General features: G+C 51.1%; 11 protein-coding genes. All 11 read left to right on the top strand.

Going from position 1 to position 15,241, the window contains the following annotated elements; translation table 11 throughout:
* Positions 1 to 69: 69 nt before the first annotated feature.
* The 11 genes from BV405_RS16090 to BV405_RS16040 all read left to right on the top strand — a co-directional run bounded on the left by BV405_RS16090 (position 70) and on the right by BV405_RS16040 (position 15,205).
* Positions 70 to 684, top strand: coding sequence for a GAD-like domain-containing protein (locus BV405_RS16090; RefSeq protein WP_086481910.1), 615 nt, complete (start codon positions 70 to 72; stop codon positions 682 to 684).
* A 114-nt stretch (positions 685 to 798) separates the two neighbouring features.
* Positions 799 to 1,437 (top strand): 5,6-dimethylbenzimidazole synthase, encoded by a 639-nt coding sequence (gene bluB / locus BV405_RS16085; protein ID WP_086481909.1) that lies wholly within the window; start codon positions 799 to 801, stop codon positions 1,435 to 1,437.
* 234 nt (positions 1,438 to 1,671) lie between these two features.
* Positions 1,672 to 2,559, top strand: a complete 888-nt coding sequence (locus BV405_RS16080; RefSeq protein ID WP_086481908.1) for a DUF4382 domain-containing protein — start codon at positions 1,672 to 1,674, stop codon at positions 2,557 to 2,559.
* A 455-nt stretch (positions 2,560 to 3,014) separates the two neighbouring features.
* Complete coding sequence (locus tag BV405_RS16075; RefSeq protein ID WP_086481907.1) at positions 3,015 to 5,105, top strand: TonB-dependent receptor plug domain-containing protein; 2,091 nt, start codon at positions 3,015 to 3,017, stop codon at positions 5,103 to 5,105.
* 42 nt (positions 5,106 to 5,147) lie between these two features.
* The gene (locus BV405_RS16070; protein WP_217895688.1) at positions 5,148 to 7,385 is read left to right on the top strand and encodes an ATP-binding cassette domain-containing protein; all 2,238 of its coding nucleotides are present in this window, start codon (positions 5,148 to 5,150) and stop codon (positions 7,383 to 7,385) included.
* Positions 7,385 to 8,023 (top strand): hypothetical protein, encoded by a 639-nt coding sequence (locus tag BV405_RS16065; RefSeq protein WP_086481905.1) that lies wholly within the window; start codon positions 7,385 to 7,387, stop codon positions 8,021 to 8,023. The genes BV405_RS16070 and BV405_RS16065 overlap by 1 nt, the downstream gene beginning before the upstream one ends.
* Positions 8,020 to 8,772 (top strand): DNA-binding protein, encoded by a 753-nt coding sequence (locus BV405_RS16060; RefSeq protein ID WP_086481904.1) that lies wholly within the window; start codon positions 8,020 to 8,022, stop codon positions 8,770 to 8,772. Before BV405_RS16065 ends, BV405_RS16060 begins: the two co-directional genes overlap by 4 nt.
* Entirely contained in the window at positions 8,772 to 9,026 is a 255-nt protein-coding gene (locus tag BV405_RS16055) for a hypothetical protein (RefSeq protein ID WP_086481903.1), read from the top strand. Before BV405_RS16060 ends, BV405_RS16055 begins: the two co-directional genes overlap by 1 nt.
* 162 nt (positions 9,027 to 9,188) lie before the next feature.
* Positions 9,189 to 9,761 (top strand): SMI1/KNR4 family protein, encoded by a 573-nt coding sequence (locus tag BV405_RS16050; RefSeq protein WP_217895687.1) that lies wholly within the window; start codon positions 9,189 to 9,191, stop codon positions 9,759 to 9,761.
* 246 nt (positions 9,762 to 10,007) lie between these two features.
* Complete coding sequence (locus BV405_RS16045; protein ID WP_086481902.1) at positions 10,008 to 10,583, top strand: DUF6985 domain-containing protein; 576 nt, start codon at positions 10,008 to 10,010, stop codon at positions 10,581 to 10,583.
* Between the two features lie 227 nt (positions 10,584 to 10,810).
* Complete coding sequence (locus BV405_RS16040) at positions 10,811 to 15,205, top strand: ankyrin repeat domain-containing protein (protein WP_086481901.1); 4,395 nt, start codon at positions 10,811 to 10,813, stop codon at positions 15,203 to 15,205.
* Positions 15,206 to 15,241: the final 36 nt, after the last annotated feature.

The raw sequence follows: 15,241 nt of genomic DNA, 5'->3' as shown, positions 1-15,241 counted from the left end.
GTAAGCCTGCCGGAGCATCCGGCAGGCTTTACTGTTTTTGCGCGTTATTTATTAAAAGGATTTTTACCCATGGCGATCAAGTTACAGACTTTTATTGATACCCATACTCCCGGCGAGAACCTGCAGCAGGCATCTGCCGAGATTCTGGCCCGTTATCGTGATCATCTGCCTGCCAGCTTGCTGGAGCTTTGGCAGACCCACGGTTTTGGCTTTTACGGTGATGGTCTTATCCAGCTGATTAATCCCGAACAGTATCAGGACAATCTCTGGGGCTGGCTGATGTATGACGAAGAAGATATGGACCGTTTGCCCATCGCTCTTAGTGCTTTTGGCGATATCCTCTATTTCCGTAATCTGACCGGTGAAGACGAAGGACTGGATGAGGAAGAAGATGAGGTTGATGTTGCCTTTATCGATCCGCACACCTCGCAGTCTGACTCTCTGGTTTGGTCCCTTGAGGAGTTTTTCAACGATTTCTGTTGCGATGAGGAAGTGATTGAGGAGTTCTTCTGCCGTTCGCGTTTGCTGAAGACCCGGAAACTGAAAGGCGTGCTGGCCGCCGACGAAATTTATTACCCGGTTCCGGCGTTACGCCTGGGCGGTAATGGTGAGCCTGAAAATAGTGACAAAGGAGATGCTTCTGTTCAGTTAGACCTGCTTTTACAGATGGCGTTGAACGGTTAAGCGAGTATTTCCCGTTATATCCTTACTTTTCCCCTTACCCTTCTTTTGTACTTTTCGAGCTAAACCCCTAGAATCGCCGCCTTATTTGTTGAATAGATTCATGGGGTTAGCGGTATGAATATCAGTCAGGAAGAGCGCGACGCGCTTTACAAAGTGATCTTTTCCCGTCGGGATGTTCGTCGTGATTTCCTGCCTGATCCCATCCCTGAAGAAGTTCTGGAGCGTATCCTGAGAGCCGGACACCACGCGCCGAGTGTTGGTTTTATGCAGCCCTGGGACTTTGTTCTGGTGCAGGATTCTGAGACCAAAAAAGCGATCAAAGCAGGCTTTGAAGCTGCTAATGAAGAGTCTGCTCAGCAGTTCACCGGCGAGCGTCAGGAGCAATATCGCAGCTTTAAGCTGGAAGGCATTATGGAATCCCCCATCGGCATCTGTGTCACCTGTGACCGAAGCCGAACCGGCCCGGTTGTTCTGGGGCGAACCATTAAGCCTGAGATGGATCTCTTTAGCGCCGTCTGTGCGGTTCAGAATATCTGGCTGGCGGCCCGGGCCGAAAATATCGGCATGGGCTGGGTCAGTATCATTCATGATGACGTACTGAGAAGTACGCTGGGGATTCCCGAAGAGATCGATATTATCGGCTATCTGTGCCTTGGCTATGTCTCTAAATTCAAAGACAAACCTGAATTGGAAAGCTTTGGTTGGTTGCCCCGTGAGTCTCTGGAAGAGCGGATTCATAAAGAGCGTTGGTAAGTTGTCTTCTTAACACTCCCTAAATGCGCAAATGGACACTTAAGCTGTTTGAAAAATAAATTTTTCTGGATTGTTTCCAATGTTTCTAAAAGAAAGTCGGTGTAAAACTCTTTTAACAACAGAAGGTTAGCCGGTTGTCTTTTTGTTAAAACGAGACCTGTTGCCACTTTTTATCGTTTTAACTGTCGGATTAATTACCGATAATTCTTCAAAGAAATTTGAAGGGGAACAGACATGAAATATCCATTTTTAGCTGCAGCTGCACTACCGTTTTTTCTGATTGGCTGCGGTGATACTTCCGGTGATAAAGGCAGCTTTACTCTTGGGGTAACGGATGCGCCTGTGGATACAGCTGCTGAAGTAGTTGTTCGTTTTACAAGTGTAGAAGTGCACTCTAGTTCAGGTAGTACAACTAAATTTACGTTAGACGAACCAAGAGATATTGATTTACTGCAATTGACTGGGAGCAAGTCGACCAATCTGTTGGAAAATGTTCAGTTGGATGCTGGTGAGTATCAGTGGATCCGATTAGGTGTACAAGCTGAGAATGGTGTAGTTGATACCTATATTCGTCTCACAGAAAATGGTGCCCAAGAAGAATTATCGATCCCTAGCGGTGATAAAAGCGGTTTGAAACTTATCAACGGATTTACTGTGGCAGCTGGCGGCAATAACAGCTTCACCATTGATTTTGATCTGCGCAAAGGCCTCACAGAGGCAAATGGTAAATACAAGCTAGGTCCTGCATTACGGCTAGTTGATAATACTCAGGTTGGTAGTATCTCAGGAACCGTGAATTCAACGTCTATCTCAGCACAATGTGGTGGTGAATATGTCGCTGATACCGCGACCAATCATGGTGCTGTTTATGTCTACTCAGGTGCTGATGTAAGCCCGGTTGATCTGCAGGGTACTGGCACTGACCCATTGACGACTGCATTCGTTAAGTTTTCCGATGCCAGCTACAGCTATGAAGCAGGTTTCCTGGAGGCGGGTGAATACACAATTACCTATACTTGCGGCAATGCTGGCGACGAGCCTGAAACTGCTGAAACTCTGAGTTACTTCGGCACCACTAATGTCACTGTAAGTGCCGATGAGAAAACGACTCATAACTTTTGAGTTGTCAGATTCAGATTAGGGTATCGATGGCAGTTTTATCCATTGATAACCTTAATTATGAGTTTTAGAAAACCGACGTTTATCAACGTCGGTTTTTTTATGTCTGAAATATCTTATAGAAAACCACTAATGCAGATTTATTGAATGTTTTTCATTTTGTTTGTCATTATTTGTCCCGAATTTCTCTGATAGGAGGTTAAGGTGATTCTTTATCCCTCAAGTGCCTATGGTGGGATTTTGGGGTGGTTTTTGGTCGTTTAGATCCATCTTTTTCTTATGCTGTTTTGTCTTTGGAATATTCTTCCTTTTTTTCGTAATACACTGAAAAGTAAAGGAAAAATTAAAACTAAGGGCTTATATCTGCCTTAGAGCGGTTTCTCTAGACTCGCCGGTCGCTTCCATCAGGGTGGCTCAGATCACCTGAAAAAACAGCTTGAGAAAATAAGGGAATAACCATGCGCTTAACTGCGACTGCGTTAGCAGTGATGCTGGCGACACCGGCAATAGCAAACGATGTGTCTGAAGAGCAGACCAATGTTTTCGACCTTCAGGATGTGATTGTTATCCGGGGTGGCATGCCTACGGCACAACAGAAGTCCACCACCCGTTACACGCTGGATCGGGCGAAGATTCGTGAACAGGGTGTTGAAACCCTGGATCAGGCTTTGAACAGTTTGCCCGGTGTGTATGTTCGAACTGGCCCGGATGGCGTTCCTAGGGTAGATATGCGTGGTTTTCGTACCCGCCATGTCACGTTGCTGATTAACGGTGTACCGGCTAATAGTAGTTATGACGGTCAGTTTGATCCGACGCTGATTCCGGCTGACCGCATTGAACGTATCGAAGTGGCTATGGGGCCTTCTTCCCTGCTCTACGGGCCGGGTGGCAATGCAGGGGTGATTAACGTCATCACAAAAACGGGTGTTCAGTCTCAGGGTATATCCGCTGAACTGGGAATGGGCAATGATGGACGCAAAAAGGCTGGTTTGAGCGTGGCTGGCCGAGGTCAGAACAGTGACTGGTTATTGGCTTATACCGGATATCGTCAGGACGCATTTACCGTGCCGGATGATTATGATACCGCTCCCTACGAAGATGGCGGTGCCAGAGAAAACAGCGATGTAAAAAGCGATCAGCTATACACTGCTGCAAACTGGCAGATCAGTGGCCAGACCAAAATTGGCCTGACTGCGGAGCTGGGTCAGGCTGAGAAGGGCAAGCCGGGTCGTGCAGGGGCATTGACCGACAGTACTGTTCGCTTTGAACGGGTCGATGACCTGGACAATGCCGGTATCCAACTCAGCCTTTCCCATCAGTTATCCGGCAACAATGGTGTGCGGGGTTTTGTTTATCTGAATCAGCATGACAAGCTGTTGCAGCGATATGAGGATGAAACCTATCAGGTTATCACCCGCAGCACAGACTCCCGCTCACGAAATCTTGGTTTTAACGGGCAATGGTTACTGGAAAGTGGAGATCATCTTTTCACTCTGGGGCTTATTGGTGAGCGCCAGGGATATGATGCTGATGAAACCAGATACAGCGCATCAGGCAGCGGTTCCGGATCAGGCTCTGGTGGTGGTTCAGACTCAGGAAGTGGTTCTGGTGGCGGTTCTGGCTCTGGCTCCGGTGGTGGTTCAGGAAGTGGTTCTGGTGGCGGCTCAGGAACAAGTGCAGCTTCACTGACCAGAACAGCGGCGGCAACCACAGCAGGAACCGGTACTACCACCTCATTCGATGAATCCCAGGACCTCTATAATCTGGTGGCTGAATATCAGTGGCAACCGTCTGACAATTTCGGCAGCAGTCTGGGGCTTGGCCTGCACCGCAGTGATGTTCAGGGAGAAACTGAACCTTCCGCCACAATTTCGGTGTATCAGGATCTGAGTGCAGACCTGCGTCTGAATGCCGCTCTGGCACGCAAGATCCGTTTCCCTTCGATCCGTAATCTGTATGAGGGTAGTGCTGCAAACCCGAACCTGGATACAGAGAAAACCGACCATATCGAACTGGGCAGCCGCTATTTTGTAACGGCTAAAGATACTCTGTCTGCTGCGATCTACCGCAGCGATATGGAGAACTATATCGAGAAGGATACCGACGGCGTTTACCGCAACTATGCCGAGTACCGTTTTCAGGGGATCGACCTGTTATGGCAAAACCGGGCATTGGACGCGCTGGCATTAGATTTGGGTTACAGCTATCTGGATGCGGTAAATGTGGGTGAAGATGATCAGAACCGGGATCAGCTGCAGAACCGGCCTGAACACATGGTTAAAGCTTCCCTGACAGCCCGTTTACCTTTTGAGCTGAGTGCCCGTCTGGATGCTCAGCGTATCATGGGGCAGGTCTATTACGATAATACAGGCGCGGTTGAGATCGATGATTACAACCTGTTTGACCTCAACCTGATGCAGCCGCTGCCTGTTAAAGGTTTCTCCTGGCAGCTGAACATCACCAACCTGACTGATGAACTCTATTATCAGAGTCAGGATCTGCCGGCTCCCGGTCGTCAGTGGATGTTCAGTCTGAAGGCTGAACTCTGATCTCGCCGTATCTGATCTATGCATAATGCTCAGGCAACCACCGTGCTGTCTCTGACGCAGGTGAGTCTCAACCGGTCAGAGCTGGAGCTTTTCTCCGGTCTTGATCTGCAGCTGCAGCCCGGTGAACTGACGCTGATTCAGGGGGATACCGGCTGCGGTAAAAGCAGCCTGCTACAGCTGATGGCTGGGCTGATCACGCCGGATGCCGGACGGGTGTCGGCAGCTGGTCGGGTTGCCCTGATTCTGCAGGACCCGGATCTTCAGCTGATACGTGATCAGGTCGGTCCAGAGGTTGCGCTGGTAATGGAGCAGCTGGGGCTTGAGGCTGCTGTGATGCCTGAGAAAGTGACTGCGGCACTCGATCAGGTGGGGTTGCACCTGTCTCAGGCGCAACAGGTACGGGAGCTTTCGCTGGGGCAGCGCTATCGTCTGCTGATTGCCGCTCAGCTGGTGGTACGCCCGAAAGTGCTGCTGTTGGACGAACCCTGGGCGCAGCTGGATGATGACGGTTTCCGGCAGCTCAGAAGGTTACTGCAGGATCTTCTGGCTGATGGCATCGCGGTTGTCGTCACCGAGCACAGGACCGATGTATGGCAGGATCTGGCCGACCGGCAGTTGTCTTTTGTTTATCAGGACACTGCTTCTTCGGGCGTTGTTTCTAAGAGGCTGGTTTGCCATCAGCAGGATCATGGAAAAGGTGTTTCTGCTTATTCCGATCTTTTCCCCGTGAACAGTATCAGTTGTGATTTCTCCTGGCCCAGCGGCTCAGCTGAATGCTCTTCAGCTGAGCCGCTGCTGGTCTGTGATGCTTTTGAGCTGGCGCTAAATACTGAGCGCAGTCTTTATGGCCCGTCTCTGGCGTTAAACCCCGGTACGCTGGTGCAGCTGACCGGTTGTAACGGCAGTGGTAAATCCAGTTTTGTTGATCTTTTGCTGGGCATCCGCAGCTTAAAAACAGGCCGGATCACCTGCTTAGGTCACCCGCCTGAAGCACATTGCCGAAAACAGAGCCGCAAGGGCGAACTGGGTTTTGTCCTGCAACATCCAGCCCGTCAGATTTTTGCTGACACAGTTGAGCAGGAACTGGCCTTTTCACTGTTGCGGGCGGGAGTGCCGGTTGCTGAGACTGAAAGGCGGGTTGCTCAGATGCTCGCTGATCTGCAGCTGGAGAAACTGGCGTTACGCTCTCCCTATACTCTTTCCTATGGTCAGCAGCATCTGGTAGCGATCGCCTCCCAGGCGATTCTGATGCCTCGATTGCTGATACTGGATGACCCCTGTGCCGGACTGGATGCCCGTTCGTTAACTGCTCTGCAGAAGCTGTTGGCCCGCTTACTGACTACAGGCTGCGGCATACTGGTTACCGGTCACAGGGTGTTTGCCGGAGGCAATGCCCATTGGCAGATTCAGGGGGATTGTCTTGTGGATCTGTCGGCAGACGTCCGGCCTATAGAAAATCAGTCTTCAGATTCAGAGGCACTCTCTTATGAAAAACAGGCTGCGTCAGATCAGCCTGACAACAGAGCTGCTGATGAAGAATGTGAAGATAAGTACATAGCGATCAAAGGTTTCAGCGCTGTTCTGACAGAAACCCACTGGGTCACTCTTAAACTTCTGCTGACCCCCTTGCTGGTTGCAGCCTGTTTTATGTTACCCGTAGTCGGGCTTGTAGTGCTGGCTGGAGTGCTGTCACTGCTGGTGGTGTGTCAGCCCAAGGGCGCTGAACATTGGCTGCGGCTATTCAAATTGATGAGTCTGCAGTTTGTGCTGCTTTATCTGTTTTATCTGCTGCGTTTTGGCTGGCAAAGCTGGCCGGATGCCTTACTGGTTTCTGCCCGTCTGTTTCTGGCCTTTCTGCCGGGGCTCTGGTTTTTCCTGTCCACAGAGGCACATCAGCTGGTGGTGGCGTTACGACCGGTAATGCCTGCCCGCAGTGCTCTGGTGCTATCGGCAACGCTGGCGCTGATTCCCCGCCTGAGCCGTGAAGCCCAGCAACTGTACCAGTTGCAGATCCTGAGAGGAGCCTTAATCCGCCCGAAACACTTCTGGCAGCCCGGTGGCTGGCGGGATCTGATGAATACAGTCCTTCAGCCGCTGCTGATTCAGCTGATCCGGCTGACCCGCCAGCAGGCTCTGGCGCTGAAAAGCCGGGGCTATCGAGGAAATCCCCAACCAACCTGCTATCCGGCGTTTAGCCAGCAGAAGCGGACTTGTAGTAATCCGAATCCGACTGAAAGAACGCCTGAAAAGAACATTGAAACAACTTCTGAGATTTCATAATGAACAATGCTGATTTTTCTGCAGCCTCCGGGGCTAAAAGCTTATGGCAGCGTCTTAATCCGCTGCAGGCATTTTCTCTTGCGGATGCTCTGTTACTGGCAGCACTGGCTTTGTTGCTGGTGGCCTTTAAAGCGATGGTGCGGCTTAAGCTCGGGCTGACCGGCCACTCGATGTTTCTGCTGGTGCTGGTATTTCTGCTGGCCCGTGGACTGGTACCTCATCGGGGGGCGGTGCTTTACTGCGGTCTTATGGCCGGTTTGCTGGCTATGGTGATGGGCGTGGGCAAGGGTGGCCCCTTGATTCTTCTGAAGATGGCTTTACCGGCACTAACAATGGAAATGGCGCTGCTGTTATTACCGATGGCCGCCTGGACGCTCTGGCAGGCGGTGCTGGTAGCACTGGCGGGTATGCTGGCCTGGTTGCTGAAAGGTGTGCTGGGGTTATGGCTGGCCGGAGCGGAAAGTGACGTGATTCTGCTACAGATTGGTTGGAAATTACTGGGTGGTGGGCTTTTCAGTGTGCTGGCAGCCTTGCTGGTGCCCGGTGTTATGCGCAAACTGGCGCACCATGGTCTTGTGACAGCTTCGAATAACAAATCCGAGCCTGTTGAAGAGAATCAGAAGGAAACCGGACTATGAATCAGGACAACAATGCGCACTGCCTCTATCTGGCGATCGATGATACCGATGATATCGGCACCAAGGGCACCGGTGAGATTGCTGAAGAGATCGCTGCACTGATTCAGGAGCAGGGCCTTGGCCGTGCAAGTATGGTGACCCGCCATCAGCTGTTTGTGCACGAATCCATTCCCTATACCTCTCACAACAGCGCCATGTGTTTCCGGATTTACAGCGCAGAACCGAATCCGGAAGCGATCCGTGCTCTGGCAATTGAGCATCTGTTGGCGGAATCAGCTCCTGCTTCCGATCCGGGGTTGGCGCTGTTAAATGAGACTGACCGGTGCGACTGGTCCGCACTGGTGGCCTATGGGCTGAATGCAAAAAAACGTGTGCTCACCAAAGCGATGGCCTACCAGTTGGCGGAAGAGCTGGGTGTTCAGCTGTCAGAACATGGTGGCACAGGGGATGGTGTTATCGGGGCATTGGCAGCAATCGGTTTAAGAATGACCGGCAGCGATGGTCGCTACAAAGGTCGGCTGAAACTACCGGCAGCAGAGGGGCTTTGGCCGGTGCGGGATATCATTGAACAGACAACGGCTTCTGCGGTGGTGGATCTGACCGGCTATCGGCTTGCTCTTGACGAGCAGGTGTATCTCTCCGGAAAAATTAAAGCGGTGTTGCTTAATCATCAGCAGACCCTTCTGGTTGCGAAGGGCGAGGATGGGCAGTGGCGCAATGCTGGTCGCCAGGAGTTAAAGGAGTACTAATGTCAGAGTTTTCTATTGGCGCTGGGCTGTGCCCGGACGAGGAGGATGCCTTTGTACTACAGGGAGAGCGCTGGATATTCCGTTATCCGGCGACGGATCTGATTGCCAGCCGGAAGGCAGCGCAAGCCTGTAATGGTTTTGTTGCTGATGACGAAGATGAATGGCTGGATGATACCGAGCTTTCCTGTGTTAACTGCGCCAGAAGGCGCTGGCTAAGAGATGGCTTTATGTGTCTCTTTCGAAGTGCTGATTAGAGCTTTTTGAATGCAAATCAGAATTTTCGAACCGCCTGTCAGAGACCTTTGAAGAGGGAAAGTTTGTCTTTTCTGGATTGCGCGCTGTGGCTGTGTTCTTATTGCAACCAAGTTAATTATCCGTATTTAAGATCAGCCTCTAGGCTGTGCTAAGGAGTTCTTGTGAGCAGTATCCAGCAGAGTATGCAGTCTTTGACTGAGTGGCTGAAAGCCAACTATCCCGAAGGTCTGGAAGACCTGAACCCGCCAGCAACTGCTGAGCAGCTGACTGCTCTTGAGCAGGCGCTGGGTTTTGATCTGCCGGAGGAGCTTCGTGAACTGCTGGCGATCCACAACGGTCAGGATTCAGAAGGTGGTTATCTGTTTGATGGTCAGGAGTTTCTGTCAGCGGAGCGTATCGCGGAAGAGTGGGGCGTCTGGAAAAAGCTGCTGGATGGTAAAGAGTTTGCCGGTTCCCATTCCCGTGCGGAAAAAGGGATTCGCAACGACTGGTGGAATGCCGGTTGGGTGCCTTTTACCTATAACGGCTGTGGTGACCATTTCTGTGTGGATACCCAGCCTGCAGAAGGTGGTGTTCAGGATCAGATCATCACCATGTGGCATGAGATGTCAGAGCGTGACCGTCTGGCGAATAGCCTGAGTGAATGGCTGAAGAGCTACACTGATGATCTGAAGCGTGGCGAGTTTGTGTACTCCGATGAGTTTGGTGCCATTCTGCATAAAGATGATGTCTGAATGATCTGATCGCATCTTGGTAAATTCTGAAAGCGTTGCTCTGGCAGCGCTTTTTTGTTTTTAGGCCTTACTGCTTCCGAATCTTGTTTGGATTCTTTTCTTAATCTTCTCTTATTCTTCTTTTATTCGTTTCGGGCTTTTGTGAATCTGTCGGCAAAAATAATGATGAGTTTCAAAAGGTTAGTGTCTTTTTAGAGCTTTTGCTTAAAATGGTGGCAATTTAATAGCTTTGGGAAGGATTATTCAATGGATGCTTTAACGGTCAATTTTGAACAACAGGATTTCTATCGTAGTGGGCGAGCGAAATTTGCCAATGGCTGGCACCAGATTCCCAGTGATCCTGAAGTACTCTTTGCCACGGGGCAGCCGGAAGGTACTGATCAGGCGATGCTTGATGCGTTTTTAGCCAAAGAAGGCCTCTACTACCAGCTGGTGAGTGAGTATCTGAAAGAGCACTATCCGGCATTGCTGGAACGCTCGGAATTCCTCGATGTGTTTGATGAAGAGGATCCTGTCTATCCTTCAGATTTTGGTGAGCTGACCGAGGAGATCATGCTGAAAAGCGATGTCTTCTCACTCATCCGTCTGACCTCGATTATCGTGTTACCACCGGAAAACAACGCCATCGGCTTCTGCTTTGAATGCGCCTGGGATGAAGAGCACGGGTTGGGAATTGTGATCTATAACGATGAGGTGATCTGGTGTGATGGCGAACAACAGGCCTATGCCTGCCTGAACTTTTCTGAGGTTTTGGATCTGGATCGTATGTACCGTGCTGATCTGATTGAACAAGAGAAAGAGCGAGAAGCAGCTCGCGGTTAATCTTTGGTCTTGGGTATTGGTCTTTTGTTTTGGCCTTGACCGTTCTGTACTTTGCTCGTTCTGTATCTAACCCGATGTTTTGATATAGTGTTTCCGAAATGGATGTTTGATAAGTCGCAAACTCACATTGTGACTTATTGTTGACTAAAGGTTCGGGTGAATCGGGCCTTTTTTAATACCTGTCTTGCGGGCAGGTTGCTCATATTGGATGTGACTGAGGACACTTCATGGAACTTTTGAATAAGGCCAAGGATCTTCTGGCCGGCTCCCTTGCGGATCAGATTCGTGCCAATGATCTGGTGCGTGTCAGTAAGGCTGTTACCCGTAACAATATCAATGAAGAGATCGTTAAGGATGACGGTTTCAACTATTACCCTCTGGAATTTGCGCTACGTGAGCGTAACCCCGAACTGATCAATATGATCCGCCACTTTATTAAGTTGGGCGCTGATACCAAGTGCCTGACCGATGATGGCGGTAAGCCCAGTACTCTCCTGACCCGGGCGATGAACTCTGCGGATATGATTCTGCTCAGCCACGAGCTGGGTGTGGATCTGAATATTGTCTGGGGTGAATTTAACCTGCTGGGAAATGCCCTGTATTCCGGTGAGGAAGAGCAGGTGGAGGCCGTGCTCAGGCTGATGCGCGAGCATGGCCTGAAGCTGATGGAATCCCCGGGAGTGTTCTGGCATATCCTGGAGCGCAAAAACAATATCCCGGCTGACAGCATTATTGCCATTCTGGAATCCGGTATTGAGCGCTATGAGGGTACTGAGGACAAAGAATACGCCGATGCGCTTTTGTTCCGCCTGTTCCGTTCTGATCTGCATGAGCTGACCAAGTTGTCGGTGCTCAACTATATGGCGGATAACGGCTTTGAGCTGGCGCTGGAGCGTCGCTACCTGATGGGCAACCTGCTGGATATGGCGGTAAGCCGAAGTCAGCGTCATCTGGTGACGCGCTTAGTGGAACTGGGTGCGGATATCAGTCGTCATCAGAGAGATATCGGCCGTCTGCTGCTGAAAAAAGAGCAGCTGAAAGACAATCTGGTGGTGGATGACACGCTGGATCTTTCCGAGCTTTCTGAAAAAGAAGTCCGCCAATATCTGAAACAACACCCGGATCTGAGTGGTAAAGCGGTTATCGGCCCGATTCTGCTCAATCCCAATCTGCAAGATGCCTGCGCGCTGGCAAAAGAAGCCATTGCCAAGGGTGCTGATGTAAACCAGCTGTTTAACCTGAATCAGGGCTTTGGCAAGAGCATCATCTGTTCTCCGCTCTATGCAGTATGTAATCAGGATGACGATGGCTTTGTCCGCCAGATCGCTTTCCTGCTGGAAGCGGGAGCCCGCGATCAGTTTGAGAGCGGTAATCCCGGTGAAGAAGAAAACTTCAGTGCGCTTTTTCTTGCTCTGTCGACCTCCCGAATCGCCTTTATTCGCGCTCTGCTGGATGGCGGCGTTAACCCGAACCGCATTCTGCCGGGCAAAAAAGTTAATGAAACCTGCCGCATGGATGACAGCCTTTGGGTCACCATGTTCCACCCGAGTCACCTGTCTGTAAAACCAAACGATGCGCAAAAAGCCGCCATGTTTGATCTTTTACTGCAGGCTGGGTTGTCAGCGGAAATGACCAATAGCCGGGGTGAAACTGCTCTGGATCTGGCGTTGCGCTATCGTGATATGCCTTTGGTGGAACTGATGTTAAGCCGAGGCTTTGCTCCACCATCAGCGGCTAAAAATCTGGATCAGCTGTTTGAGTATTGTGCCGATCTGTCACTGCTGAAACGTATGCTGGCAGGGATGAGTGATCCTCAGATCACTGCTAAAACCGCATGGCACTATTTTGTCGGTTTCCAGCACAGAACCCCGGAAAAATCCCAGGATAAAGAGGCGATCTTCCGTCTGTTGCTGGATTTAGGCCTGCAACTGGATGCTTGCTATACCGATGCAGAGGGCAACGAAGAAACCCTGATTGAACTGGCGATTCAGTTCCGTAACCTGCCTGTCCTTAAGCTTCTGCTGGAGCTGACACCAAAAGCCCAAATCTCTCCGGATGTGATTCTGAGTGCGGTTCACTATCTGCAGGATCATGAACTGATTGGTGATCTGGTTGCTCTTTATCCGGATTACGAGATCGAAAACCTGCATGTGCATCCGTCGGAAAAATATCGCGAGGCCGGAACACCAATCACCCTGGCGCTGCATAAAAAACGCTGGGCGCTGGCACATTATCTGGTGGATCGCTTCCCGCAGATGCGTGCCCACAGCACCCTGATTCCTCTGGTGGAGAAAAGCCTCTTGCCGATGGAAGAGGAAAACAACGGTCAGGATCTGGATGAAGTGCTGATCCGTAAGCTGATCGAACGTGATCCTGATCTGGAGCGTCAGTACACAGATGGTGATGAATCGACCCTCTGGACTTTGCTCTTTCAATGCTGCTTCCGCTACGGTCAGTGCGGCACCGATGAACGCTCGCGCCTGATCTGGCTGAATGCTGTTGAGATGCTGCTGGAGGCAGATGCCTCTGTCGATCATCTCTATTCACAGGTTGCGGAGCCTGAACCAACCCATCCCGATACAACTCATCTGTTTGCTATGGTGCTCTACCACAATCAAAGCAACTTTGAGCAGGCTAAGCCTCTGTTTGATCTTCTGATTGGCTATGGTGCTGATCCGGCAAAACCTGTGGGCTCGTTCAACGAATCGGCCGTCACCAGCATTATTCAGCGTTTCCCGCGCCAGATCGATGAAGCCACCAGTCTTAAGTTTGTTCAGTACCTGTGGCAGAAAACCGGCTTTAACCTGCAGGAAGTGAATCGTCTGGGGAATAACCTTGCCATTGCCTCTGCTATGCCGGGGCGGGCATCCATCCTGCGCTGGCTAGCGGAGAAAGGTGTCGATATTCATCATGTGGGTGGCTTTGATAACTCCAATGCGATTCACAAATGTATTTCTAACTACAGCTTTGTTGCTTCCCGTGACCGAACCGCAACGGTAGAGGCACTGCTGGATCTTGGTGTCAGCGTAGAGGTGCCGGATCCCGATCCGGGTGCTGGTGGTGCGACGCCTCTGATGACTGCCTGTCAGATGGGTGTTCAGGCGGTGATTGAGTTACTGGTGAGCCGGGGTGCTGATGTTAATGCGCTGACGGAAGAGGGCATGACACCGATTCTTGCGGCCATTAACGGTGAGCAATGTTACGACGTTCACCACACGGTAGAAGGCTCAAAAGTAGCCGTTGTTGAGTATCTGGTTAAGCAGGGGGCTGATGTTAATCTGATGGGCTCCCGCCGTTATCATCCACTGCTGGAAGCGGCTTTTGCGGGGCGTGCCGGAATGTTCAAACGCCTGCTGGAACTGGGTTCAGATCCTTATCTGATCGATCCGGAACTGAAGCAGGAAACCGGTGGCACTATAGGTTTTGTGCAGGAAGCGCAGATAGATGCCGAGGGCATGAATGCCGTCGGCTACCTGCTGATGCATGAAGACAAAGCCGCTGCGCTGCTGGATATTATTGATGCTGTATTGGGTGATGGCACGGTACAGGCCGCTCGGGATGATCTGGCTAAGAAACAGGTGCCGGTAAAACCTCAGGCAGTTGCTGAGCGCATTGAAAACTTCCGGTTGGCTGCTTTAGGCAAGCCCGCCGAGACTGTTGAGCAGACCGTAGCTGAACAGACCGCCACTGATTCGTCAGGCGCTGATTCGTCTGGCTCTGATCTGAATGTGTCTGATGTTAGTCGTGCCGGGCTGTTTGCCGAACAGGCGGCACTGCTGGCAGATGAGGAGAAGCGCCTGAAAATGCGAAAAATACTGCGTCAGAAGATGGAACGCAAAGGTATGGCGCTTTCAGTTCAGTTGGATTACGAACAGACCCAGGCGTTGGCGTTTTATATGCAGCAGGCGGTGCCGGAAGCGGATATGCGCCACGGCAGCAACTGGCAGCAGTTTATTATGGCGGTGGTAGCCCAGCGTGCCCCTGAGTTGCTGGAGATTCTGCAGCCGGAAAGCGATATGACCTCCTGTTTGCTGGTGATTGTGCCAACAGGGTCTGCTGCTAAGCAGGTGAATGAACTTGGCGAAGTGCTGACCGGTCTTTTCTCCACCCGTCGTACGGTAATGAATGCCCTGCAGGAAGTGGCCGATCAGATCGAGTGGCAGGCGTTTGACGCATCTCTGCTGCCGGAACCTGAGGTGGATGATGCTGCTGAATCCGACGAAGCGGTTGTACGTTTACCCGCCAAAGAACTGTTCAGCACCAGTTCCCGTTTTGGTCTCTATAACGTCTCCTTCAAGCTGAAGACCGCTACCATGCAGCGTCTGGCGGCGCATCTGGCGGATCTTCTGCCGATAGAGATGGATGCCAGCGGCTGGAGTACAGTGGTCAAAGCTGTGGTTGAAAACGAACTGGAAGCTGAGTTTGAAGCCCTGCCGGACTTTGTCGACTTTGATGTTTTCGGAACTGAACACTTTACCGTGGTGATCGAAAATGGTTCCGAAGCTCAGAAGGCATTTACCCAATCCTTCGGCAAGGTGATGGATAAACTCTTCCGCAGTGATGAGGATTTCGTGCAAACCGTTATGGCCGCCCGTAAGCGGATTATGGCGGAAAGCGCGTAACCGCTGTTTTTGCATTGAGCGTTATACCAAGCGGCA

The organism is Oceanospirillum sanctuarii, from assembly GCF_002150805.1.
GTDB classification, from domain to species: Bacteria; Pseudomonadota; Gammaproteobacteria; order Pseudomonadales; family Halomonadaceae; genus Oceanospirillum; species Oceanospirillum sanctuarii.
Note: the sequence above shows the minus strand (reverse complement) of the source record. Positions and strands in the feature narration are given on the sequence as shown.

What these genes read in the sequence shown, in the direction of transcription:
- BV405_RS16090 (WP_086481910.1), top strand. Translation starts at nt 70, where the DNA reads ATGGCGATCAAGTTACAGACTTTTATTGATACCCATACTCCCGGCGAG.
- bluB (WP_086481909.1), top strand. Translation starts at nt 799, where the DNA reads ATGAATATCAGTCAGGAAGAGCGCGACGCGCTTTACAAAGTGATCTTT.
- BV405_RS16080 (WP_086481908.1), top strand. Translation starts at nt 1,672, where the DNA reads ATGAAATATCCATTTTTAGCTGCAGCTGCACTACCGTTTTTTCTGATT.
- BV405_RS16075 (WP_086481907.1), top strand. Translation starts at nt 3,015, where the DNA reads ATGCGCTTAACTGCGACTGCGTTAGCAGTGATGCTGGCGACACCGGCA.
- BV405_RS16065 (WP_086481905.1), top strand. Translation starts at nt 7,385, where the DNA reads ATGAACAATGCTGATTTTTCTGCAGCCTCCGGGGCTAAAAGCTTATGG.
- BV405_RS16060 (WP_086481904.1), top strand. Translation starts at nt 8,020, where the DNA reads ATGAATCAGGACAACAATGCGCACTGCCTCTATCTGGCGATCGATGAT.
- BV405_RS16055 (WP_086481903.1), top strand. Translation starts at nt 8,772, where the DNA reads ATGTCAGAGTTTTCTATTGGCGCTGGGCTGTGCCCGGACGAGGAGGAT.
- BV405_RS16045 (WP_086481902.1), top strand. Translation starts at nt 10,008, where the DNA reads ATGGATGCTTTAACGGTCAATTTTGAACAACAGGATTTCTATCGTAGT.
- BV405_RS16040 (WP_086481901.1), top strand. Translation starts at nt 10,811, where the DNA reads ATGGAACTTTTGAATAAGGCCAAGGATCTTCTGGCCGGCTCCCTTGCG.